This is a genomic window from Herbaspirillum aquaticum, assembly GCF_002213425.1.
Classification (GTDB): domain Bacteria; phylum Pseudomonadota; class Gammaproteobacteria; order Burkholderiales; family Burkholderiaceae_D; genus Herbaspirillum; species Herbaspirillum aquaticum.
This window is the reverse complement of the sequence record NZ_NJGV01000004.1, coordinates 126121-147543: the sequence shown is the minus strand read 5'-3', so window position 1 is coordinate 147543 and position 21423 is coordinate 126121. Positions and strand designations below refer to the sequence as shown.

Sequence of the window (21423 nt, the reverse complement as noted above, 5' to 3'; positions counted from 1 at the left end):
ACGAACAGGAACATGCCGGAACTCACCACGCCCTCCCTGCGCCGCCGCATGAGCAGCATGCTGTATGAATCGATGCTGCTGTTCGGCGTGCTGTTCATGTCCGGCTGGCTGTTTTCGACCTTGCTGCAGCAGCGCCACGCGCTCTACCTGCGCCATGCGCTGGAAGGCTGGCTGTTCCTGGTGCTGGCGGTGTACTTCATCTGGTTCTGGACGCACGGTGGCCAGACGCTGGCCATGAAGACCTGGCGTTTCCGCGTGGTCGACCGCGACGGCCAGCCCGTGCGCCTGTGGCGCGCCGCCTTGCGTTTCGTGCTAGCCTGGCTGTGGATCCTGCCGGGACTGGCGCTGGCATCGCTGGCGCGTGGCCAAGCCTGGCTGCTGGTACTGATCCCCGCAGCCAACCTGCTGCTCTGGGCCATGACATCGCGCCTGGATCCGGGCGGCCAATTCCTGCACGACCGCCTGGCCGGTACCCGCCTGGTCGATGCCGTGCCGGTGACCAAAGCCGCAGCAAGCGCCCAATCCAAGTCATGAAGCCGACATGAGCGCTTCCCCGCGCTCTGTTATGCTCTCGGGCGAACGCATGCACCCGCATGCCCCTGTACCTGATCGCCCCGACTGACGCCCGCATGATTTCACGCATCTCCAGAACCCTGCTCCTCATCCAGTTCGGCATCGCGGTCCTGTTCTATTTCCTGCTACGGCATTTCGATTGGCCCATCGTGGCCGCCGCCGCCGGGGGCGTACTCATCGTGCTGCTGCTGCGCGCCCAGATCACTGCCAACAGCTTCTTCCTGACCTGGCCGTATCGCGGCCGCACCTCCAATCCGGTCGAGATCACCTGGCTGCAGGTGGCCACCCTTTTCCTGCGCGAATTCCGCGCCACCATGCTGTGCTCCTCCTGGGCCATGCCCTTCCTGCGCTTCGACCAGTTCAGCTATCCCGATACGACCTCCCTGCCGGTCCTGCTCATCCACGGCTATGGCTGCAACAGCGGATACTGGCGCTGGATGAGCCTGGAACTGCGCCAAGCCCACATCACCCACTACGCGCTGGACATGGAGCCGGTCTTCGGCAGCATCGATGAATACGCGCCGCTGGTCCATGCGGCCGTGCAGCGGGTACAGGCCGAAACCGGCCAGAAGAAGATCGTCATCGTCGCCCACAGCATGGGCGGACTGGCGGCCCGCGCCTACCTGCGCGACCATGGCTGCGACAGCGTGGCGCGCGTCATTACCCTGGGCTCGCCACACCACGGCACGGCCATCGCCAACTTCGGCATCGGCATCAACTGCGGGGAAATGAACTGGCTGGGCCGCTACGAAGAAGGCCGCAGCAGCGAATGGCTGCAAAAGCTGGCAGCCACCGAGGAGGCCGATGCCCTGGGCCACATCGTGTCGATCTATTCCCAGCACGACAACATCGTCTCGCCGCAAAGCTCGGCCCACCTGGAGGGCGCCTGGAACATCCCGGTCATCGGGATCGGCCACGTGGCGCTGGCGCTGGAACCCTCCATCCACAAGATAGTGATCGACCTGATCCACAACGCCCGCGACTGAAGCCCACAAAGCAAGATGCCGTCCGGCGGGCGCGGGACGGCATCTTGTGTGCGACGGCGCAGGCGCAGCCAGTGGCTGCGACCTGGAACGGATTACTTCTTGGAAGCGTCCTGCAGCTGCTCACCGGCCTGCTGCATCTTTTCACCGGTCTTCTGGGCCAGGTCCTTGGCGCCTTCCTTGGTCTTCTCGTAAGCTTCCTTGGCATCGGCCTTGGCCTTGTCCATGGCGCCATCGAGCTTGGAGCCGGATTCGGCTGCCTGATCCTTGGTCTGGCCGGTCACTTCATCGAGCTTCTTGCCGGCTTCCTGCACGGCACCGTCGATCTTCTTGCCCAGGGCCTCGGCCGGACCCGGCTCTTCCTTCTTCTGGCAGGCGGCCAGCAGGGTAATGGCGGCAAGGCTGACGGCAACACCGGCCAGCAGTTTGGACATCTTGTTCATGTTTTCATCATTTCCGTTCATGTTTGACGATCCCGATGTGTCGGGATTTGAGGGGAAGATAGCACAGCAGCCGGCCTCGTCCTGTGGCTGCCAAATTTGCTTACATTTCTTGCAAATCCGTCGATCATCGCGAAACATCGCTGAACATCAGCATTTCCTCTTCCGAAAAGCCGGCGGCGCGCCGCGCTTCCAGATTGAAGGGGCCGCGCAGGGGCGGTGCGCGGTGGCGCTGGCACAGTGCGGCGAAGGTCGTCACGGGATCGAGCTGGCGCTGCTCGCACAGCCAGTTGAACCAGCGGTTGCCAATCAGCACATGGCCGACTTCGTCGCGCATGATGATGTCCAGGATCTCGGCGGCCGCCAGGTCACCGGCCTGCGCCAGCTTGGCACGCACCGGCGGGGCAGCATCCAGCCCGCGGGCTTCCAGCGTGCGCGGCACCAGGGCGATGCGCGCCAGGACGTCGTCCTTGGTGGATTCGGCCATGTCCCACAGGGCATTGTGAGCGGTGAAGTCGCCGTAGTCGTGACCCAAGGTCTTCAGGTGATCGGCCAGCAAGCTGAAGTGATAGGCTTCTTCATCGGCCACCAGCAGCCAGTCTTCATAGAAATCCCGGGGCATGCCGGCAAAGCGCCAGACCGCATCGAGCGCCAGGTTGATGGCATTGAACTCGATATGGGCCAGGGCATGGATCAGCGCCGCCCTGCCCTCGGGCGTGCCCATGGAACGATGCTTCACCTGCAGCGGCGAGACCAGCTCGGGCCGCGCCGGCCGGCCGGGGATCCCGGCGCCGGATTCGGTGGCCGCCAGGTCCTCCGTTTCCAGCGATAACTGGCCAGCCTGCCAGGCGGCGCGCAGGGCGCGTACGGAACTGCACTTGACGGCGGGCCGGGTTTCCTTCAGGCAAGACAGCGCGGCGCTACGCAGGCGGGTGAATGAAAAGACTTCATCTGGGGACGAGACGTGATCCAAGGAACTGACTTTCAGGGAAGGTAAAATACGCGGTTGAGGATGCCGCCTTTGTCTCCATATGAAGACAAACGTCCACCAATGCAAGGCAAGGACAAGGCAAAGGGCTTCGGCATCGCCCACCGACCAGCAGGTAACGAGGAGACAATTTTATTATGGCGATCTACCAATTGGCGCAGGACATTCCCGAGATCCACGAGACCGCCTTCGTGGCCGAGTCGTCCACGGTGGTGGGCAAGGTCAAGATGGAAGCCCATTCCAGCGTCTGGTTCAACGTCGCCATTCGTGGCGACAATGAACTCATCACCATTGGTGAGAACAGCAACGTGCAGGAAGGTGCGGTATTGCATACCGATCACGGCTACCCGATGGTGATCGGCAAGAACGTCACCGTGGGCCACCAGGCCATGCTGCATGGCTGCACCATCGGCGAGGGTGCCTTGATCGGCATCCAGGCGGTGGTGCTCAATGGCGCCAGGATCGGCAAGAACTGCCTGATCGGGGCCGGTGCCCTGGTGACCGAGGGCAAGGAGTTTCCCGACAACTCCCTGATCATCGGCGCGCCTGCCAAGGCAGTTCGCCAGTTGAGTGAAGAAGATATCGCGCGCATGCGGGCTGGCACCGACAGCTACGTGCAGCGCGCGCAACAGTTCAAGACCCAGCTCAAGCGCATTGCCTGAGCGGTCAAGCAAAGGAAACGATGAAAGACACGCTGCAAAAATTCCTGGTCGACAACGCGCCCGTTCGCGGCGAGCTGGTCGAGATCTCCGACACCTGGCGTCAGGTGCAAGCCCGCCGCGACTATCCGGTCGCAGTGCGCACCCTGCTGGGCGAGATGCTGGCGGCTTCCGCCCTGCTGTCGGCCAACCTGAAATTCAACGGGATGATCGTCATGCAGATCCATGGCGACGGCCCGGTCAAGCTGCTGGTGGTCGAATGCGACTCCGAGCTGCAGCTGCGCGCCACCGCCAAGCTGGCCGATGATGCCGAGATCGCTGACGACGCGACGCTGACCGACCTGGTCAATGCCAATGGCCAAGGCCGCTTCGTCATCACCCTCGACCCCAAGGACAAGCTGCCCGGCCAGCAGGCCTACCAGGGCGTGGTCCCGCTGGACGGCGAGAGCGTGGCCACCGTCATCGAGAATTACATGCTGCGTTCAGAACAGCTCGATACCAAGCTGTGGCTGGCCGCCGATGAGAAGGTCTCGCGCGGCCTGCTGCTGCAGAAGCTGCCTTCCATCGGCGGCAATGCTGCCCCGACGGCCAAGCCGGAAGGTGAGCTGGAAGACTGGAATCACATGGTCATGCTGGGCGATACCTTGAAGCGCGAAGAACTGCTCTCCACCGACATCGCCACGCTGATGCATCGCCTGTTCTGGGAACAGACCATCCGCGTCTTCGATCCGGTGCATCCGCAATTCCACTGCTCCTGCTCGCGCGAGAAGGTCGGCAACATGCTCAAGATGCTGGGCCAGGAAGAAGTTGCTGAAGCGCTGTCACAGATGGAAAAACTGGCCATCGACTGCGATTTCTGCGGCCAGCATTACGAGTTCGATGCGGTCGATTGCGCACAACTGTTCGTGGCTGATGTGGGTGGGGCGAGCGAGGCGAGTGACGCGCGGCATTGAGCGGGCGCGAGTGGGTGGAGCAGAAGAATTTCGGGATAATCGGAGAAAACAAGGTTCCGGCAAAAACCGGCAGCGGTATTTCAAATGGCCAGGTCTATAATCACCGAATGACTTCCGCCACCCACCTCCTCGCCGACAAATACCCTGTGGCCCGCGACGCCGGCCCGTCCGCCATCGGCCCGCGGACAGAGGAAGAGCAAAAGCTTCTGGCGCTGATCGACGAGGGCCTGCGATCCGGCCCCGCGATCGACATCACCATTGACGAGCTCGCCAGTCAACTGCGCGAGCGCATCCGTAACAAGACAGCATGAGCGGTGCGCATGCGCATCCGTTTATCTCCGGTCGCACAACGCGACATCCTCGACATCACCGACTATTACACTGAACTTTCGCGCCGCCTGGGCGAACGCTTCACGGAAGAACTTACCAGCACCTTACGCAGCCTGACAAGGCAACCAGGCATGGGATCACAGCGCTACGCCCATCTTCTGCCGGATCGCTCGCTGCGGATGTGGCAGCTGGATCATTTCCCTTACCTTCTCTTCTATCGTGCGCGCGATGAAACCTTCAGTCTGCTGCGCGTGCTGCACGAACGCCGCGCCCTGTCAGCGGATTCCCTGAGCTACTGAGCCCCGACTTGCTCAGCATCCGGCACCAGCAAGGCCATCTGCTCCGCATCCAGATAAGTCCACTCCCCTTCTTCCAGTTCCAGCGACTCCAGCTGCAAGCCACCGATGGCGGTACGCCGCAAGGCACTGCAATGATTGCCGGCGGCCGCCAGCATGCGCTTGACCTGGTGATACTTGCCCTGCTCCAGCACGATTTCCAGCAGGTTCTCGCCCAGCTGGCGGCAGCGGGTCGCGGCCAGCGGCGCCGGTTCGTCATGCAGCTGCACGCCCGCTTTCAGTTGCGCAATCAGTGCCTCCGTTACCGGCTCGGCCGTCGTGGCCGCATACACTTTTGGCACGTGGCGCTTGGGCGAGGACTGCGCGTGAATGAAAGCGCCATCGTCCGACATCAGCAGCAAGCCGGTCGTATCGTGATCCAGCCGGCCCACGGGCTGCACGTCGCGCCAGGTGAACTGTTCCGGCAGCAGCGTCAACACGCCCGGATGGTGGCTGGGCTTGCGCGAGCATTCGATGTTCTGCGGCTTGTTGATGGCGATGTAGACGTGTTCGCGGTATTCCCACTCTTCCTCGAAGATGGTCAGCACCAGGCCATTGGTATCGGGTGTGGCGCGGTAATCGTCCACCACCTCGCCATGAATCGACACTTCACCGTCCTCGATCAACTCACGGCAATATTTGCGCGAACCGAAACCCTGCGATTGCAGGATGCGGTCCAGGGTCAGCTTGGCCATGTCAGCCCTCTCCTTGTTCGTTTTGTTCTCGCCGGCCGGCCTTGGCCTGCTTCGGCTCCAGGATCTGGCGGGCGATGCCGCGCAGGATGTTGACCTCTTCGGTCTCCAGCTGGGCGCGCGAGAACATGCGTTTCAAGCGCGGCATCAGCTTCTTGGGGTTGTCGGGATTGAGGAAATCGATGGCCACCAGCGCCTGTTCCAAGTGCGCGAACATGCCCTCGATGTCGGCCACGCTGGCGCTCTGCCCATGGAAGCCCACCTCGCCCGGCGCGCGCGCATCGCCGCTGGTCTGCATGGGACCACCCTGCACTTCCAGCTCGGTCATGCGGCATTCATAAGCCAGCACCTGCACCGCCTGCGACAGGTTCAGCGAGGAATAGTCCGGGTTGGCGGGAATATTGAGCAAGGCATTGCACTTCTGCACCACCTCATTGGGCAGGCCAAAGCGTTCATTGCCGAACAAGAGTGCCGCATTCAGGCCGGTGTCACGGGAAAGCTGCCCCGCCAGTTCGCGCGGCGACACCACTGGCGGCGAGAATTCGCGCAAACGGGCGCTGACGGCGGCAGCGAAGTTGCATCCTTGCAACGCTTCTTCGACACTGCCGACGATGCGTGCATTTTGCAACACATCGAGGGCACCGCTGGCGAAGGCAATGGCTTCATCTTCCTTCACCGCGTCCGGAAAGCGCGGATTGACCAGCACCAGCTCCGAAAAGCCCATGGTCTTGATGGCCCGTGCGGCCGAGCCGATGTTGCCGGGACTGCTGGTATTGACCAGCACGAAACGCAAACGGCTGAAAAGAGATTGTCCTGACACTTGCTTGTTCATTTAAAATAGCGGGATTCGCGCCCCAGGATCAGATATTGGCAAAACGCCAATGTTGCAGCAAGGCTGTCAACCCAGGTCGACTTCGTTAGCCGACTTGACCGACGCCACTGCCCCTGGACTGCCTGGCAAACCCGCAAGCATAACAGCCGCGGGCGGCGCAACGCTCATTAATTTCATCGTCGCACTGGTTTGACTGCCGGGTTTCGCCTGGCCAGCTGTTCCGCATGCTTGTCGCGGAAGGCCGGCTGGTCGGCCATGGCGACGATGAGCAACGCAGCCATCGTCTTCGGTGGCCGCAATTTTAACGGAACCATCGGAATGATCATCCCACCCATGCTCAATACGGCGATCAAGGCAGCCCGCCGCGCCGCTACCATCATCAACCGCGCGTCCTTCGACGTGTCGCTGCTGAAAGTGTCGAAGAAGTCGCACAACGACTTCGTCACCGAGGTGGACAAGGCAGCCGAGGATGCGATCATCGACGTGCTCAAGAACGCCTACCCCGACCACGCCATCCTGGCCGAGGAATCGGGTGCATCCGACAACCTGCACGATGAAAACGAAAACGTCTGGATCATCGATCCCCTGGACGGCACCACCAACTTCATCCACGGCTTCCCCCAATATTGCGTCTCGATCGCCCTGCAACAGCGTGGCATCATCACCCAGGCCGTGGTCTACGACCCGACCCGCAACGACCTCTTCACCGCCTCCAAGGGCGCTGGTGCCTACCTGAACGAAAAGCGCATCCGCGTGGGCAAGCGCGACAAGATCGCCGATGCCTTGATCGGTACCGGCTTCCCCTTCCGCGACCTCGATGGCTTGAACGAATACGTGACCATGTTCAAGGTCATGACCGAGCACAGCGCCGGCCTGCGCCGCCCGGGCGCAGCTGCCCTGGACCTGGCCTATGTGGCCGCCGGCCGCCTGGACGGCTTCTTCGAGAAGGGCCTGAAGCCCTGGGACATCGCCGCCGGCTCCCTGCTGGTGACCGAAGCGGGCGGTATCGTGGGCACCTTCAAGGGTGACTCCGACTACCTCTACAAGGGCGACGTCATTGCCGGCAGCCCGAAGATCTTCGCGCAGCAAGTGAACCTGCTGTCCGAATTCGCCTGATTGGCCTGATCGCCCCTCCTGCACGACCCCGTCTCCTCATTGCGTCCGGCATTGCTGCTATAGTGCGGCTACCGGCGCAGACCGAGGAGACGACATGAACATTCCTTCCCAGCAAGCCAGCAACGACCAGGCCACTTGCGCGTTGCCACCCGGCTACCACAGCGTGACCCCCTACCTGATCGTGAAGGCCTCCGCCGACGCCATCGCCTTCTACCGGCGCGCTTTCGGTGCGGCCGAGATCATGCGGCTCGACGGTCCGCACGGCAAGGTCTGGCATGCCGAGATCCAGATCGGCAATGCCCGCGTGATGCTGGCCGACGAACATCCCGAACTGGGATTCCTCAGTCCCCAGACCCTGGGCGGCGCGGGCGTGAGCCTGCTGGTCTACGTGGCCGACGTCGATGCCGTCTTTACCCAGGCGCTGGCCGCAGGAGCAGTCCAACTGCGCCCGGTGCAGACCCAGTTTTATGGCGATCGCTCCGGCACCCTGCGTGATCCTTTCGGCCATGTCTGGTCCATTGCCACGCATATCGAAGACCTCAGCAATGAAGAAATCTGCGCGCGTTCGCGCGAGATGCTGGCGCGCCGCTGCAAGAAGCTGGCCGACGAAACAAACTGACCCAACCTGACCCACCCCGCACGCCAACCCATGCCCTTTGCCCTCAGCGACAACCGCAAGATCCATTACCAGGTCGAGGGCAACGGCCCTCCCCTGCTACTGCACCACGGTTTCACCAGCAGCCTGGAAGCCTGGCGCTTCTTCGGCTTCACGGCAGTGCTGCGCGAGCACTACCAGGTCATCCTGTTCGATGCCTTGGGCCACGGCCAGAGCGACAAGCCGCATGATCCCGCCGCCTATACGCAACGGCAGCGCTGCCGCGATGCGCTGGCGGTGCTCGATGCAACGGGTGTGGAGCGCGCCCATTTCTTCGGCTATTCCCTGGGGGGCTGGGTCGGCTACGGCCTGGTGCGCCATGCGCCGCAGCGCCTGCGCAGCCTCATCCTGGGCGCAGCCCATCCGTATGAAGATCGCAGCTGGGATGGCTTCCGGGGCATCGACGGACGCGATCCCGAGGCCTTCATCGCCACCTTCGAGGGCCTGCTCGACGAGCAGATCTCGGCACAGGTGAAGATGCTCATCCGCGCCAATGACCTGGTGGCCCTGGCCGCTGCGGCCCAGCAGCCGCGTCCCTCGCAGGAAGACCTGCTGGCCGGCATGGACCTGCCCTGCCTGCTTTTCTGTGGCGACGCCGATGCGCGCCATGCGGCCGTACAGCGCACGGCTGCGCTCTTGCCACAAGGGGAATTCGTCAGCCTGCCTGGCGTGACGCACTTCGGCGGGCTGATGCAAAGCGCCCTGGTTTTACCGCCGGTGCTCGATTTTTTGATGCGTCACAAAGGATGAGCTGAGCATCCCCGACTGCACAAAATAAATCACGTAGGCCGCCAGATGCGCTGTTATACTGCGGCCTGCGCGGCGTATAGCCAGTCAAGTCCGCGCCCTCCTCAAGTTCCAACCCGTTTGCCTGCGACTGGCGCCCGTACGGGACCACAGGCCAAACCCAATTTCAGAGTCTCATGTCATTTTCCGCGCTCGGCTTGTCCGACGAAATCGTTCGTGCCGTTTCCGAACAAGGCTATACCTCCCCCACCCCGATTCAGGCCCAAGCCGTTCCCGCAGTGCTCTCCGGCGGTGACCTGCTGGCCGGCGCCCAGACCGGCACCGGCAAGACTGCCGGCTTCACCCTGCCGCTGCTGCAACGCTTGTCCGCCATGCCGCGCCAGAAGATCAACGGCCACCTGCCCATCCGTGCGCTGATCCTGGCGCCCACCCGTGAACTGGCCGCCCAGGTCGAAGAAAGCGTGCGCCAGTACGGCAAGTATTTGCCGCTGACCTCCGCCTGCATCTTCGGCGGCGTCGGCATCAATCCGCAGATCACCTTGCTCAAGCGCGGCGTGGACATCCTGGTGGCCACGCCCGGCCGCCTGCTGGACCACATGCAGCAAGGCACCGTGAACCTGCAGCACATCCAGATCCTGGTGCTGGACGAAGCCGACCGCATGCTGGACATGGGCTTCATCCGCGACATCCGCAAGGTGCTGGCCGCGCTGCCGCCCAAGCGCCAGAACCTGCTGTTCTCGGCCACCTTCGCCGACGAGATCAAGAAGCTGGCCGACAGCCTGCTGAACAACCCGGCCCTGATCGAAGTGGCGCGCCGCAATTCCACCGTGGAAGTGATCGCCCAAAAGATCCACCCGGTCGACCGCGACAAGAAGCACCCGATGCTGGCGCACCTGATCAAGACCCACCAGTGGAAGCAGGTGCTGGTCTTCACCCGCACCAAGCACGGCGCCAACAAGCTGGTCGAACAGCTGGCCCGCGATGGCATCACCGCCATGGCGATCCACGGCAACAAGAGCCAGTCGGCCCGTACCAAGGCCCTGGCCGAATTCAAGGACGGCAAGCTGACCGCCCTGATCGCCACCGACATCGCCGCCCGTGGCATTGACATCGACCAGTTGCCGCACGTGGTCAACTATGACCTGCCCAACGTGCCGGAAGATTACGTCCACCGCATCGGCCGTACCGGCCGCGCCGGCGCCACCGGTGAAGCCGTGTCGCTGGTCTGCGTGGATGAGCGCGACCTGCTGCACGACATCGAGCGTTTCATCAAGCGCGAGATCCCGGTGGAAGTGATCGCCGGTTTCGAACCCGACCCGACCGCCAAGCCGCAACCGATCCAGCTGCGCAGCGGCCAGGGCCGTCACCAGAACGGTGGCGGACGCGGCGGCCAACGCAGCGCCCCGCGCAAGCCGGCCGGCAACGGCAATGCGGCAGCGCCCAAGCCGGCCGGCAACGCCGGTCACGGCCAAGCAGCCAAGCCGCGCGCAGCGGCCAACGGCAATGGCAACGGTAACGGCAACGCCGCCCGTGGCCAGGGTGGACGTGGCAATGGCGGCGGCAACGGGGGCAATGCGGGCAACGGCGGCAACAATGCCAACCGCGCCCCCAAGCCTGCCAATGCCAACGGCCAGCCGCGCAATGCCGGCCAGCAGCAGCGCCAGGGTGGCCCGCGTCCGTCGGCCCTGACCCATGGTGGCCAGCGCGCCGCGAGCAAGTAAGTCCGCAGCCAGCCCCTGCTGATCAACAGCGTTCATCGTCCATCACAAGAAAAGGAACGACATGAGTGTGACCGTCATCAAGGCCGACCTCGGCAACGCCGCCCACGCGGCAGCGCTGTTCGAGACCCTCAATGCCTACGCTTGCGACGCCATGGGCGGCGGCAAGCAGCTCTCCGACTACGTGCGCGAGAACCTGGCCGCCGAGCTGAAGAAACGTCCCACTGCCCATGTCTTCCTGGCCTTCGATGGCGATACCCCGGCAGGCCTGGCGACCTGCATCGAAGGTTTCTCGACCTTCGCCTGCAAGCCGCTGCTGAACCTGCACGACCTGGCGGTGATGCCCGCGTATCGCGGCCAGGGCGTGGCCCGGCTGCTGCTGGCAGCAGTCGAGGAAGAAGCCCGCAAGCTGGGCTGCTGCAAGCTCACGCTGGAAGTCCTGGAAGGCAATGCGGTGGCGCGTTCGCTGTATCGCTCCTGCGGCTTCGAGGGATACGAACTCAAGGCGGAAACCGGCAAGGCGATGTTCATGCACAAGCCGCTGGCTTGAACGCTGACTGACTGAGTACAAAAAAATGCCCGCATCATCGATGCGGGCATTTTCGTTTTTGGGGCTGATACTTCACTGCCCATCAGCTCCTGTGCTTCAGGCCCGGCCCTGGACGGGCTCGGGATGAAGAATCTTTCATCCAGCCGCTTGGCCGCGCCCAGTACGGGGCCCGGCCATGGACCATCAAGCCGCCATCGCCATGCCGCGCGACTTGCCGGAGCTGAGATAGCTGGCAATGGAATCCTGAGTCACCTCACCCACATAGCTGCCATCGTTGGCGATGACCGGCATCCAGCTGGTGCTGTGCTTGTACATCTTGGAGAGCACCACGCGCAGGTTCTCGTCCGGATCGGCATTCATGGTGAAGGGACGCACCATATCCTCGGCCACCCCCGTGTTGCCACGCACGTCGCGGCGGGTCAGGTAACCCAGCGCACGGTTGTCGGCATCGATGATGGTCAGGTAGCGCGAATCCTGGTCATCCATCAGCGCCAGCGCCTGGTCGCAGGACACATCCGGCTGGGCCGTGGCCGGGGTGGTCGCGGCCTCGCCGGCACGCACCAGCAGCAGGCGCTTCAAGGTGTGATCCTGGCCCACGAAGGCGCTCACGAAATCATCCTTGGGACGGGCCAGCAAGGTGTCCGGGTTATCGAACTGCACCAGCTTGCCGGCGCGGAACACGGCCACCTTGTCGCCCAGCTTGATGGCTTCGTCGATGTCGTGGCTGACCATGATGACGGTCTTGTTCAGCTGGCGCTGCATCTGGAAGAACTCGTTCTGGATCGATTCGCGGTTGATCGGGTCGACCGCGCCAAACGGTTCATCCATCAGCAGCACAGGGGCATCGGCCGCCAGTGCGCGGATGACGCCGATACGCTGCTGCTGGCCGCCGGACAACTCACGCGGATAGCGCTTCAAGAATTTCTTCGGGTCCAGCGCCACCATGGCCATCAGTTCGGTGGCACGCTCCTGGCAGCGCTTCTTGTCCCAACCCAGCAGGCGCGGGACGATGGTGATGTTTTCTTCGATGGTCATGTTGGGGAACAGGCCGATCTGCTGGATCACGTAGCCGATATGGCGGCGCAGTTCCACTTCATCGATGCCGGAGGTGTCCTGGCCGTCCAGCAGCACGCGGCCGGAGGTCGGGTTGATCAGGCGATTGATCATCTTGAGGGTGGTGGTCTTGCCGCACCCCGACGGGCCGAGGAAGACGCAGATCTCCCCTTCAGCCACCTTCAGGCTGACGGCATCCACCGCCTTGACCTGCGTGCCATCCTTTTGAGTGTAGGTCTTGCTCAGTTGGTCCAGTTCGATCATTTTTGTACTCCTTTCGGTGTCAGGATTTTCTGCAGACGTTGCAGCAGGGTGTCCGCGATGATGGCCAGCACGCTGATCATCACCGCGCCCACCACGAGTTTTTGCATGTTGCTCTGGCTGATCGCATGCAGGATCAGCACGCCCAGCCCGCCGGCGCCAATGACGGCCGCAATGGCCATGACGCCGATGTTCATCACCACCGCCGTGCGCACGCCGCCCAGGATCACCGGCACGGCCAGCGGCAGGTCCACCATGCGCAGGCGCTGCCAGAAGGTCATGCCGATGCCGATGCCGGCTTCCTTGATGCCGGCTTCGATGTTCTCCAGCGCCAGGTAGGTGTTGCGCATGATCGGCAGCAGCGAATACAGGAACACGGCGGTAATGGCCGGCAAGGGGCCGATGCCGGCGCCGAATTGCGAGAACACCGGGATCATCAGGCCGAACAGCGCAATGGAAGGCAGCGTCAGCACGATGGTCGCCAGCCCCATCAGGGGACCGGCCAGCCAGCGCACCCGCACGATCAGGATGCCCAGCGGCACACCGATGGCAATGGCCAGGCTCACCGCGATGCCCACCAGTTCAAGGTGTTGCAGGGTCAGGTCAAGGATGTTGCGCCAGTCCGAATGCAGGTATTGGAAGATGTTCATGGTCCCCTCCTCAGATCAGGCCGGCTTGCTTGAGGAAATCAGATGCCACCTTGGCCACCGGCTCCTGGTCGATGTCGACGCGCTTGTTCAGTTCGGTCATGGTCGCCGTGTCGATCTTGGCGGCCAGGGCGTTCAACTGCTCGGCCAGCTTGGGGTTCTTTTCCAGGATGTCCTGGCGCACCACCGGGGTGGCCTTGTAGGCGGCAAAGTATCCCTTGTCGTCATCCAGCAGCTGCAGGTCGAAACCCTTGATGCGGCCATCCGAGGCATAGGTCAGGCCGACGAACAATTGTTCGTTCTTCAGGGCCGTGTAGACCAGGCCGGGGTCCATCTGCTTGACTTCGCTGCGATCCAGCTTGAAGCCATACAGCTCCTGCATCGGGCCCAGGCCGTCGGGACGGGAGGCGAATTCATAGTCCACGCCCAGCAGGTGCTGTTTGCCGCCTTCCTTTTCATCCTCGTTGATGCGGTTGGCGAGATCCTGCAGTGAACGGATGTGGTACTTCTCGGCCATTTCACGCGGCATGGCGAAGGCATAGGTGTTGTTCAGTTCCGACTGGTTCAGCCAGGTCAGCCCGCGCGGGGCGTCCAGGTCCTTGACCTTCTGGTAGATCTGGTCGGGATCAAGCTTGTCCTCGATGTGGTTGTAGACGATCAGGGCGGTGCCTGTGTAATCCCAGACGATGTCGATCTGGCCGCTCTCCAGCGCCGAGCGCATCAGCGTGGTGCCAAGGCCGTTCTTGAGGTCGGTGTCGTAGCCCTTGGCGCGCAGGTATTGGGCGGTCATGTCCGAGAGCAGCAACTGCTCGGTGAAGTTCTTGCCGCCGATGACCAGGTTCTGGGCCTGGGCACGCGCCGTGCCGAACATGGCCAGGCCCAGCGCCAGGGCGCACAAGGCATATTTCGCGATGGTCTTCTTTGTCATGCTTTCCTCTCTACCGCTGTGCCGGAAAGGGCTGGCGTGCGGTCGTTCTTGTGATGGGAATGAGCTGCCGGATCAGGTGCGCAGCCCGCGACGCGCCAGGTAGAAACCCGACAGCGAGGTCACCAGGGCATCCAGCACCAGCGCCAGCAAGGCGGTAGCGGCAGCGCCCAGCAGCAGCTGGCCGTGATTGTTCAGGTAGATGCCGGGGAAAATCAGGCCACCCAGGCTCTCGCCGCCGATCAGCATCGACAGCGGCGCGGTACCAACGTTGATCGCCAGCGAAGTACGCACGCCACCCACGATGATGGGCAGCGCATTGGGCAACTCCACGCGCAACAGGATCTGGTGCGGCTTCATGCCGATGCCGCGCGCAGCTTCCTTCATGGCGGCCGGCACGTTCTTCAAGCCCTCGTAGGTGTTGCGCACGATGGGCAGCAACGACGCCAGCCACAGGGCCAGGATGGTCGGGCCATTGCCGATGCCGAAGGCGGCCAATGCCAGCGCCAGCACGGCGATGGAGGGAATGGTGTTGCCGATGTTGAAGATCTGGATGAACTTCTCTGCACTGCGTTGCGCGCCCGGGCGGGACAGCGCGATACCAGCCGGAATGCCGGTGAGCAGGGCCAGCGCCATCGAACTGAAGACCAGTTCCAGGTGCTTGCCGGTGTAGTAGACCAGGTCACCGCGATACTTCTGGATGACGTCCGGACCGATCCACCAGACCAGGCCTGCAATAACCAGCGCAAAACCGAGCGCGCCGGCGAAGACGTGACGAACACGTGTCATGTTACCCCCTGTTGGTATAGCCGAGGCGACATGACGCCGCGACGACGGGTTTCTGGGATCAAGTTTTAAGAGGTTCGCTTGCCCCGTTGGGCGTATCGTTTGGATGCGAACCGAAAGCTACAAGGGCAGCGATGAAACCGAAGCGATGAAGCCAGCCTCGGCATAGTGCACACCGGACAGGGATGGGAACGGTTCACCGTGGAGAACGGGAGGGCGTTCGCGCTGCCAGCCGGAAATTCGGACAACCCGCACACTGCGGATCGGACACTGCTAAGAGTCGTTGTTGAACAAGTGATCTCGCGACCAAGATGGCGCGAAGAAACGATAGTTTAAAGCAATCGCTTAATGCTGTCCAGCAATGTAGCAATGTGAATCGATAACTTACAGATCTGAAGCACTTTTAAAAGTTCCGAACGGCGGTCAATATGTCGTTAAAAGCGGTCATCCTGAAAACCGCCAGCTCGGCGCTATCCCTTGCCACAAGCGGCTCCCGCCGAGCTTGACTATTGAGCAACATGAAGCAAAAAAAATCGCCGGACCTCTTGTCGAGACCGGCGAAATTTTTTAAAAATGCGGAATTGATGCCTGCTCACTAAAATTCGGATTCCCGCTCAATGGTTCACTTATCGGTTCCGTGCTATGCCGCTATAAGACCGATTCTATAGAGTCCCCAACTTAACCTTTTCCTCTATTCAAAGAGCCACGCATTGAGATCCGGAATGGGCAACGCCTTCCCAAACTCACGAACGAAACAAAAATATTTCCTTTCGAGTTACTATTTCTTGACAATCTCGTCGCTTGGGGGCGACGAGAAGACACAATTCTTGGCTAGTGGCGTCTACCCTAGAAATCATATATATGCCTTATGACCTAAATAAGCGACTTGTAATCGGAGTTGCCTCAAGTGCGATGTTTGATCTGACCGAATCTGATTCCGTTTTCAGAGAAAAAGGAGAGGAACAATACAGAATCTTTCAAGAATCGAATTTAAATAACCCGCTACCAAAGGGAATCGCTTTTTCTTTTATAAGACGGTTACTGTCCCTCAACGATCTAAGCAGCGACCCAATTAATGATCCTCTGGTGGAAGTAGTTCTTCTTTCGAAGAACGATCCGGACACTGGCCTAAGAGTTATGAGGACAATTGCGCACTATGAGCTCGGCATCACGCGTGCGATTTTCATGCAAGGCCAAAGTCCATATGAGTATATTCCCGCACTCAATATATCCCTTTTCCTTTCTGGGAATCGGTCAGACATCGATGCTGCAATTAAGCTAAATCTACCTGCTGGTCATGCGATGAAATCATCGGTCGTCGATGATGATGATGATGATGGACTGAGGATCGCATTTGACTTCGACGGTGTACTAGCCGATGACGAATCCGAAACCGTGATGCAAGAAACCAGAGATCTACAGAAATTTCATAGTCACGAGACGCTGAATGTTATGCAGCCTCACAATCCCGGCCCTCTTAAGGAATTTCTGATTAGGATATCGACGATCCAGTCTGTAGAAGAGAACCGCAAGAGGAGCGATCCAAGGTACGAAAACCGTCTTCGGGTGTCTATCGTTACCGCTCGCAATGCTCCCTCTCACGAAAGGGCGCTGAATACTCTAAAAAGTTGGGGGGTCATGGCGAACGATGCATTTTTCCTCGGAGGGATAGAGAAAGGTAAAGTACTTGGAGTTTTGCGGCCACACATCTTTTTCGACGACCAATCCGGCCACTTAACATCAGTTGCTCAAGTCGCACCTTCAGTGCATATCCCTTTCGGAATAACGAACAGAAATTCGTGATTTTCAATTACATAATCATTACCAGCGCAATAGAAGTGAATTCAGGGAAAATCAGATTTGCTAGGAGAGGACCTTCTAGAAATCTAATTAATTAAATAATTTCAGTTAGAAAATAATTCGAAAAAAAAATCAGGGGAGGTTGTTAATGAGAGCATTTTTAAACTGGTTGGCTGCGGCCGCTTCACTCATCGGTCTATTTTTCACCCTTTATCCCTACAAAGATAATTTATCTCCTCTGCAAATATTTGTCCTAGTCGTAATTTTAATCATCTTCACTGGGGCAGCATTTTTTGATATTCGCGAAGCCCGCCGACGAGGAGTGAAAAAATATTCGGACAATATTGCCATCAATAAATATATGCATTCCATGCTAAAAAAGAGCGGCTTTTGTGAAATTTGCTCTCGCGATGCGAGCTGGATTTCCGATGACCTTATATGGCCCCTTTTGGAAGAAAAATCCAAAAATGGAGAGATAACGTTCTTCGTGCACAAGACCACCCCAGACTTACAAAGGCTGGCAAAAGCCGGTGCAACGATAATCGAATACGGATCATTTGGTTTTGATCCACTTACCAGATTCACAATCGTAAATGCAGGTAATGCAACATCTTCTTACGTCGCCATAGGCAGCAAGAAGCCAAACGAGCCACATGTAATTGAGGAACTAGATTCATCTCATCCAACTTACGCTTTGGCTCTCGATTTGGTCCGGACCATAAAAAAATTCAAATGATCAACTTACGAAAAACCAAAAGCTTGTCAAGAATCGTCCGTGAATGGGACTCCATTGCAGCAATTAGAGACGAGCAAGTTCGGACCGGCAAGGATCACAGCGCAAATTTCGTTCTTGCTCCCGCAATTCTAAATACTTTACCCAGAGTTCGATCATTAGTTGACATTGGATGTGGCACTGGCTGGCTGACCCGACGCGCAGCACAATACGCCGAAGTAATCGTGGGCATTGATCCAAGTCATGAGTCAATCTGCATTGGAAAAATCAACAATAAGGACGAACGCATTAGATATATTCCGGAGGCTGTAGAAACCTTTTCAAAAAAGAGTAAAAAATTTGATCTCGCCATTTCCAACATGGCGGCAAGCAGCTCCCCTGAGCTGCAATCTTTTATTTCTGCATCACGAAAAATCTTAAAAAGGAATGCATTGTTTATTTTTACCATCCCTCATCCATGCTTTTGGCCACTATATTGGGGATATGCTTCCGATCCACGCTTCAACTATCAGAAATCATTTGCCGTCGAAGGCGATTTCAAAATCCAGAGTGAGAACAGCAATATGATGACCACTCACTTCCATCACCCGCTTGATCAATATCTCTCAACCCTTCTCGCAAGTAGCTTTCATATCGAGGAAGTCACAGAACTTACAGGACGAGGCTTTCGCCTCCCCAGGTTTATTTTGATAAAGGCTCGGGCGGTTTGAATCACCCAGAAATCGATGGCAAATATCAAGCTATCGACCCCGACCAGGAGCGCTGTCAGCGCATGGCGCCAAACACCTTGCCGAGAATGGCGCTGCCGGTGCCGACCGGATCCTTGCGGATGGCTTTTTCTTCCTCGCCGATCATCAGGAACAGGCCATCGAGCGCACGCTGGGTGACATAGCCTTCCACGGTGCCCTGCTCTGCGCTCACCAGCCCGGATTTGGCGACCTGGCCCATGACGGCGTTGTAGCGTCCGGAGAGGCCATTCTTGTCGGTGATCTGCTTGACGATGGGCAGGAACTTCACGGCCAGTTCGCCCGAGGTTTTCTGGCGGAAGAAGTCGGTGACGGAAGTATCGCCGCCGGCCAGGATGTTCTTGGCATCGGCGACCGACATCGACTTGACCGCATTGACCAGCAGCGGCTTGGCCATCGGCACGGCCGCCTCGGCGGCGTGGTTCATGTCGGCCACCAGGCCATCGACCTGGCCGCCCATGCCGGTCATGCGCAAGAGCGGCATGGCCTGCTCCAGGGCACCGGGCAACTGGATCTTGACCTTGTCATTGCCGAGGAAGCCATTGGGCCGCCCCAGGTTGGCCACGGCGGTATTGGCGCCCTTCTCCAGCGCGGCCTTCAGGCCGGCGGTAGCGTCCTGGTTGCTGAGGTCGGAGAGTGAAAAGGCGAAGGCGCCGCAAGAGGCCAACAAGAGACTGGCCGCCAACGTGCGGCGCAGTGCGAAAACGGGGGACATGGGGAACGGGGAAACGGACATGCGCGACTCCAGGGTTCAGGATGCCGGGATGATAGCAGCCCGGCCCGCTGCCCACGCTCACTTCCCGCGCGACAGCTCCAGCCCGGCGTTGTGCGGCAGCCTGCCGCTGATCGGCACCGAAGCCACCGAGAACAGGCCGATGACCAGGAAGGCTGGCCAGAAATCAGCCTCGACGATGGTGGCATGGCCCTGCAGGTGGTTCGACAGTTGCAGCACGATCCCGGCCACCGTCACGCCCAGGCCCAGCGAGACTTGCTGGATGACGCTGGCCAGGCTGGTGACGCGGCCGGCGTCGCGGCTGTCGATGTCAGCATAGGCGATCGAGTTGAGGCAGGTGAATTGCAGCGCCGGGAACACGCCACCCATCAACACGATGGTGACGATGAGCAGATAAGGCGTATGCATGCTGAAGATGCCGTAAGCCGCCAGCGCGATGCCGGCAAACACCGCATTGACCATCAGCACGGTACGGAAGCCATAACGACGCAGCACCCGGCTGGCCAGCAAGCGAATGAAGAGCGAACCGAATGCCGAAGCACAGGTGATGCTGCCCGCCTGGAAGGCGGTCATGCCCAGCCCTTCCTGCAAGGCCAGCGGCAGCAGGAACGGCACCGCACCCAAGCCGATGCGAAACAGCGAGCCACCCACCACGCTGGCATGCAGCGTGGGGATGCGCAGCAGGCGAAAGTCCAGCAGCGGATACGGGATCTGGGTGGAATGGCGGTAGTACATCACCAGCGCGACGGCACCGATGGAACACATGGCCACCGGCGTGGCGCCATCGACCAGGTGGCTGCCGAAGAGCGACAGACCCAGCATGATCATGGCCGCCCCCACCGAGGTGAGTACAAAACCCTTCACATCGAGTGGTGCCGGATCGTCTTCCTTGAAATTCTGGATGAAGCGATGCGACAGGTACAGGCCCAGGAAGCAGAACGGGATGTTGATCAGGAACACCCAGCGCCAATGGAAATAGGTCGTGAGGAAGCCGCCCAGGAGTGGCCCGACCACCGGCCCCAAGAGCGCCGGCAGGGTGAGGTAGCTGACCGCCTTGACCAGCTCGGATTTGTCCACCGAACGGGCGATGATGACCCGCCCCACCGGCACCATCATGGCCCCGCCGATGCCCTGCAGGAAGCGCGCCGCCACGAAGGTCACCAGGGAACCCGAGACGGCACACAGGATGGAGCCGGTCATGAAGACGATCATGGCCCAGCTGAACACCTTGCGCGCGCCCAGCTTGTCGGCCATCCAGCCCGAGATCGGGATGAACACGCCCAGCGCCGCGACATAGGCGGTCATGGCCAGTTTCAGGGTGATCGGGTCCTGGTTGAGATCCCGTGCAAGCGCGGGGAGCGAGGTGGCCAGCACGGTGGCGTCCATGTTTTCCATGAACAGCGCACAGCCGACAATGAGCGGAATGAGCAGCGAGGGTCGCACGGTAGGCAACGGGGCAACAAGGCGGATGACAGTGGCGAAATTCCAGGGAGGCTCTTCGTTTCACGGCCTCCTGAAGGGGAACAGTTTATACCAGTTGGCCTTTTCTTGCGGGCAAGCCGTCGGATTGCCACAACGATGTGAAGACTTTGGCCGACAAGCAGCCGCCCTCTGACAAGTTGCTTCACCCTGCGCAAAGGGCACTTTACGGATGTGCCCATGTCACAATGCAGCACGGCTGATCGTGCGCAACAATCTTCATATCACCGTATTTCCTGCCTCACCCTCATTTGGAGCCTGGATGAACAACAACATCAACAACAACACCCACAGCAAAACCCTGGGCTATCTGCTCTGGATCTTCGGATTTCTCGGCGCGCACCGCTTCTACTACGGCAAACCCGTCACCGGCACGATCTGGTTCTTTACGCTGGGCCTGCTGGGCATCGGCTGGATCGTCGACCTGTTCCTGATCCCGTCCATGGACCGCGAAGCCGACCGCCGCTTCGTGGCTGGCGAGATCAATTATTCGGTGGCCTGGCTGCTGCTGACCTTCCTGGGCATCTTCGGCGTCCATCGGATGTACATCGGCAAGTGGATCACCGGCATCGTCTACTTCTTCACCGGCGGCTTCTTCCTGCTGGGCGTGCTCTACGACTTCTGGACGCTCAACGCCCAGGTCTCCGAACGCAATCACGGCGCACGCGCCTGATCCCGCCGGCAGCCTG

Annotated in this window: 25 protein-coding genes; 15 read left to right on the top strand and 10 right to left on the bottom strand. The window is 60.3% G+C overall.

The window, feature by feature from the left end; genetic code table 11:
* Positions 1 to 12: 12 nt before the first annotated feature.
* Positions 13 to 534 (top strand): RDD family protein, encoded by a 522-nt coding sequence (locus tag CEJ45_RS05285; protein ID WP_088754156.1) that lies wholly within the window; start codon positions 13 to 15, stop codon positions 532 to 534.
* Positions 535 to 629: 95 nt separating this feature from the next.
* Positions 630 to 1559 carry a lipase family alpha/beta hydrolase gene (locus tag CEJ45_RS05280; RefSeq protein WP_088754306.1) on the top strand — a complete coding sequence of 310 codons (930 nt, stop codon included), beginning with the start codon at positions 630 to 632 and terminating at the stop codon, positions 1557 to 1559.
* A 92-nt stretch (positions 1560 to 1651) separates the two neighbouring features.
* On the opposite strand, the gene CEJ45_RS05275 is transcribed toward CEJ45_RS05280, so the two are convergent.
* Positions 1652 to 1999 carry a hypothetical protein gene (locus CEJ45_RS05275; protein ID WP_088754155.1) on the bottom strand — a complete coding sequence of 116 codons (348 nt, stop codon included), beginning with the start codon at positions 1997 to 1999 and terminating at the stop codon, positions 1652 to 1654.
* A 124-nt stretch (positions 2000 to 2123) separates the two neighbouring features.
* Positions 2124 to 2969 carry a ferritin-like domain-containing protein gene (locus tag CEJ45_RS05270; RefSeq protein WP_088754154.1) on the bottom strand — a complete coding sequence of 282 codons (846 nt, stop codon included), beginning with the start codon at positions 2967 to 2969 and terminating at the stop codon, positions 2124 to 2126.
* A gap of 152 nt (positions 2970 to 3121) precedes the next feature.
* On the opposite strand from CEJ45_RS05270, the gene CEJ45_RS05265 reads away from it, so the two are divergent.
* From CEJ45_RS05265 to CEJ45_RS05250, 4 genes are read left to right on the top strand one after another with little or no spacing between them, the layout of a single operon-like run.
* A complete protein-coding gene (locus tag CEJ45_RS05265) occupies positions 3122 to 3646 on the top strand; it encodes a gamma carbonic anhydrase family protein (RefSeq protein WP_088754153.1) in 525 nt (174 codons plus the stop codon).
* 20 nt (positions 3647 to 3666) lie between these two features.
* Entirely contained in the window at positions 3667 to 4596 is a 930-nt protein-coding gene (gene hslO / locus CEJ45_RS05260; RefSeq protein ID WP_088754152.1) for an Hsp33 family molecular chaperone HslO, read from the top strand.
* Positions 4597 to 4610: 14 nt separating this feature from the next.
* Positions 4611 to 4907 (top strand): hypothetical protein, encoded by a 297-nt coding sequence (locus CEJ45_RS05255; RefSeq protein WP_088754151.1) that lies wholly within the window; start codon positions 4611 to 4613, stop codon positions 4905 to 4907.
* A 9-nt stretch (positions 4908 to 4916) separates the two neighbouring features.
* The gene (locus CEJ45_RS05250) at positions 4917 to 5225 is read left to right on the top strand and encodes a type II toxin-antitoxin system RelE/ParE family toxin (protein ID WP_187697633.1); all 309 of its coding nucleotides are present in this window, start codon (positions 4917 to 4919) and stop codon (positions 5223 to 5225) included.
* Here the strand turns inward: CEJ45_RS05250 and CEJ45_RS05245 are convergent.
* The gene (locus CEJ45_RS05245; protein WP_088754149.1) at positions 5219 to 5956 is read right to left on the bottom strand and encodes a pseudouridine synthase; all 738 of its coding nucleotides are present in this window, start codon (positions 5954 to 5956) and stop codon (positions 5219 to 5221) included. The two genes, CEJ45_RS05250 and CEJ45_RS05245, sit on opposite strands and share 7 nt — an antisense overlap.
* 1 nt (position 5957) lies before the next feature.
* Entirely contained in the window at positions 5958 to 6785 is an 828-nt protein-coding gene (locus CEJ45_RS05240; protein WP_088754148.1) for an RNA methyltransferase, read from the bottom strand.
* Between the two features lie 318 nt (positions 6786 to 7103).
* Between CEJ45_RS05240 and CEJ45_RS05230 the strand changes: the two genes are divergently transcribed.
* From CEJ45_RS05230 to CEJ45_RS05210, 5 genes are all read left to right on the top strand, one after another.
* A complete protein-coding gene (locus CEJ45_RS05230) occupies positions 7104 to 7901 on the top strand; it encodes an inositol monophosphatase family protein (protein ID WP_006712869.1) in 798 nt (265 codons plus the stop codon).
* 94 nt (positions 7902 to 7995) lie between these two features.
* Positions 7996 to 8520, top strand: coding sequence for a VOC family protein (locus CEJ45_RS05225; RefSeq protein WP_088754147.1), 525 nt, complete (start codon positions 7996 to 7998; stop codon positions 8518 to 8520).
* A gap of 30 nt (positions 8521 to 8550) precedes the next feature.
* Entirely contained in the window at positions 8551 to 9306 is a 756-nt protein-coding gene (locus CEJ45_RS05220) for an alpha/beta fold hydrolase (RefSeq protein WP_088754146.1), read from the top strand.
* A 173-nt stretch (positions 9307 to 9479) separates the two neighbouring features.
* Entirely contained in the window at positions 9480 to 11024 is a 1545-nt protein-coding gene (locus CEJ45_RS05215) for a DEAD/DEAH box helicase (protein WP_088754145.1), read from the top strand.
* A gap of 61 nt (positions 11025 to 11085) precedes the next feature.
* Positions 11086 to 11571, top strand: coding sequence for a GNAT family N-acetyltransferase (locus tag CEJ45_RS05210; RefSeq protein WP_088754144.1), 486 nt, complete (start codon positions 11086 to 11088; stop codon positions 11569 to 11571).
* Positions 11572 to 11754: 183 nt separating this feature from the next.
* On the opposite strand, the gene CEJ45_RS05205 is transcribed toward CEJ45_RS05210, so the two are convergent.
* From CEJ45_RS05205 to CEJ45_RS05190, 4 genes are all read right to left on the bottom strand, one after another.
* A complete protein-coding gene (locus CEJ45_RS05205) occupies positions 11755 to 12888 on the bottom strand; it encodes an ABC transporter ATP-binding protein (protein WP_088754143.1) in 1134 nt (377 codons plus the stop codon).
* On the bottom strand, positions 12885 to 13535 hold the full coding sequence (locus CEJ45_RS05200) for an ABC transporter permease (protein ID WP_088754142.1): 651 nt from the start codon (positions 13533 to 13535) through the stop codon (positions 12885 to 12887). The genes CEJ45_RS05205 and CEJ45_RS05200 overlap by 4 nt, the downstream gene beginning before the upstream one ends.
* 10 nt (positions 13536 to 13545) lie before the next feature.
* Positions 13546 to 14460 (bottom strand): glycine betaine ABC transporter substrate-binding protein, encoded by a 915-nt coding sequence (locus CEJ45_RS05195; protein WP_088754141.1) that lies wholly within the window; start codon positions 14458 to 14460, stop codon positions 13546 to 13548.
* A 72-nt stretch (positions 14461 to 14532) separates the two neighbouring features.
* Positions 14533 to 15246, bottom strand: a complete 714-nt coding sequence (locus tag CEJ45_RS05190; protein WP_088754140.1) for an ABC transporter permease — start codon at positions 15244 to 15246, stop codon at positions 14533 to 14535.
* An 858-nt stretch (positions 15247 to 16104) separates the two neighbouring features.
* Between CEJ45_RS05190 and CEJ45_RS05185 the strand changes: the two genes are divergently transcribed.
* The 3 genes from CEJ45_RS05185 (at position 16105) to CEJ45_RS05180 (ending at position 18486) form a co-directional block, all read left to right on the top strand.
* Complete coding sequence (locus tag CEJ45_RS05185) at positions 16105 to 17046, top strand: 5'-nucleotidase (RefSeq protein ID WP_088754139.1); 942 nt, start codon at positions 16105 to 16107, stop codon at positions 17044 to 17046.
* Between the two features lie 145 nt (positions 17047 to 17191).
* A complete protein-coding gene (locus tag CEJ45_RS24470; RefSeq protein WP_141106961.1) occupies positions 17192 to 17779 on the top strand; it encodes a hypothetical protein in 588 nt (195 codons plus the stop codon).
* The gene (locus CEJ45_RS05180) at positions 17776 to 18486 is read left to right on the top strand and encodes a class I SAM-dependent methyltransferase (protein ID WP_088754138.1); all 711 of its coding nucleotides are present in this window, start codon (positions 17776 to 17778) and stop codon (positions 18484 to 18486) included. Before CEJ45_RS24470 ends, CEJ45_RS05180 begins: the two co-directional genes overlap by 4 nt.
* Before the next feature lie 55 nt (positions 18487 to 18541).
* Here the strand turns inward: CEJ45_RS05180 and CEJ45_RS05175 are convergent, their stop codons facing one another.
* Both CEJ45_RS05175 and CEJ45_RS05170 read right to left on the bottom strand, forming a co-directional pair.
* The gene (locus tag CEJ45_RS05175; RefSeq protein WP_420913281.1) at positions 18542 to 19258 is read right to left on the bottom strand and encodes a DUF4197 domain-containing protein; all 717 of its coding nucleotides are present in this window, start codon (positions 19256 to 19258) and stop codon (positions 18542 to 18544) included.
* Between the two features lie 57 nt (positions 19259 to 19315).
* Positions 19316 to 20650, bottom strand: a complete 1335-nt coding sequence (locus CEJ45_RS05170) for an MFS transporter (protein ID WP_088754305.1) — start codon at positions 20648 to 20650, stop codon at positions 19316 to 19318.
* 346 nt (positions 20651 to 20996) lie between these two features.
* On the opposite strand from CEJ45_RS05170, the gene CEJ45_RS05165 reads away from it, so the two are divergent.
* Positions 20997 to 21407, top strand: a complete 411-nt coding sequence (locus CEJ45_RS05165; RefSeq protein ID WP_088754136.1) for an NINE protein — start codon at positions 20997 to 20999, stop codon at positions 21405 to 21407.
* The last annotated feature ends 16 nt before the right edge of the window (positions 21408 to 21423 follow it).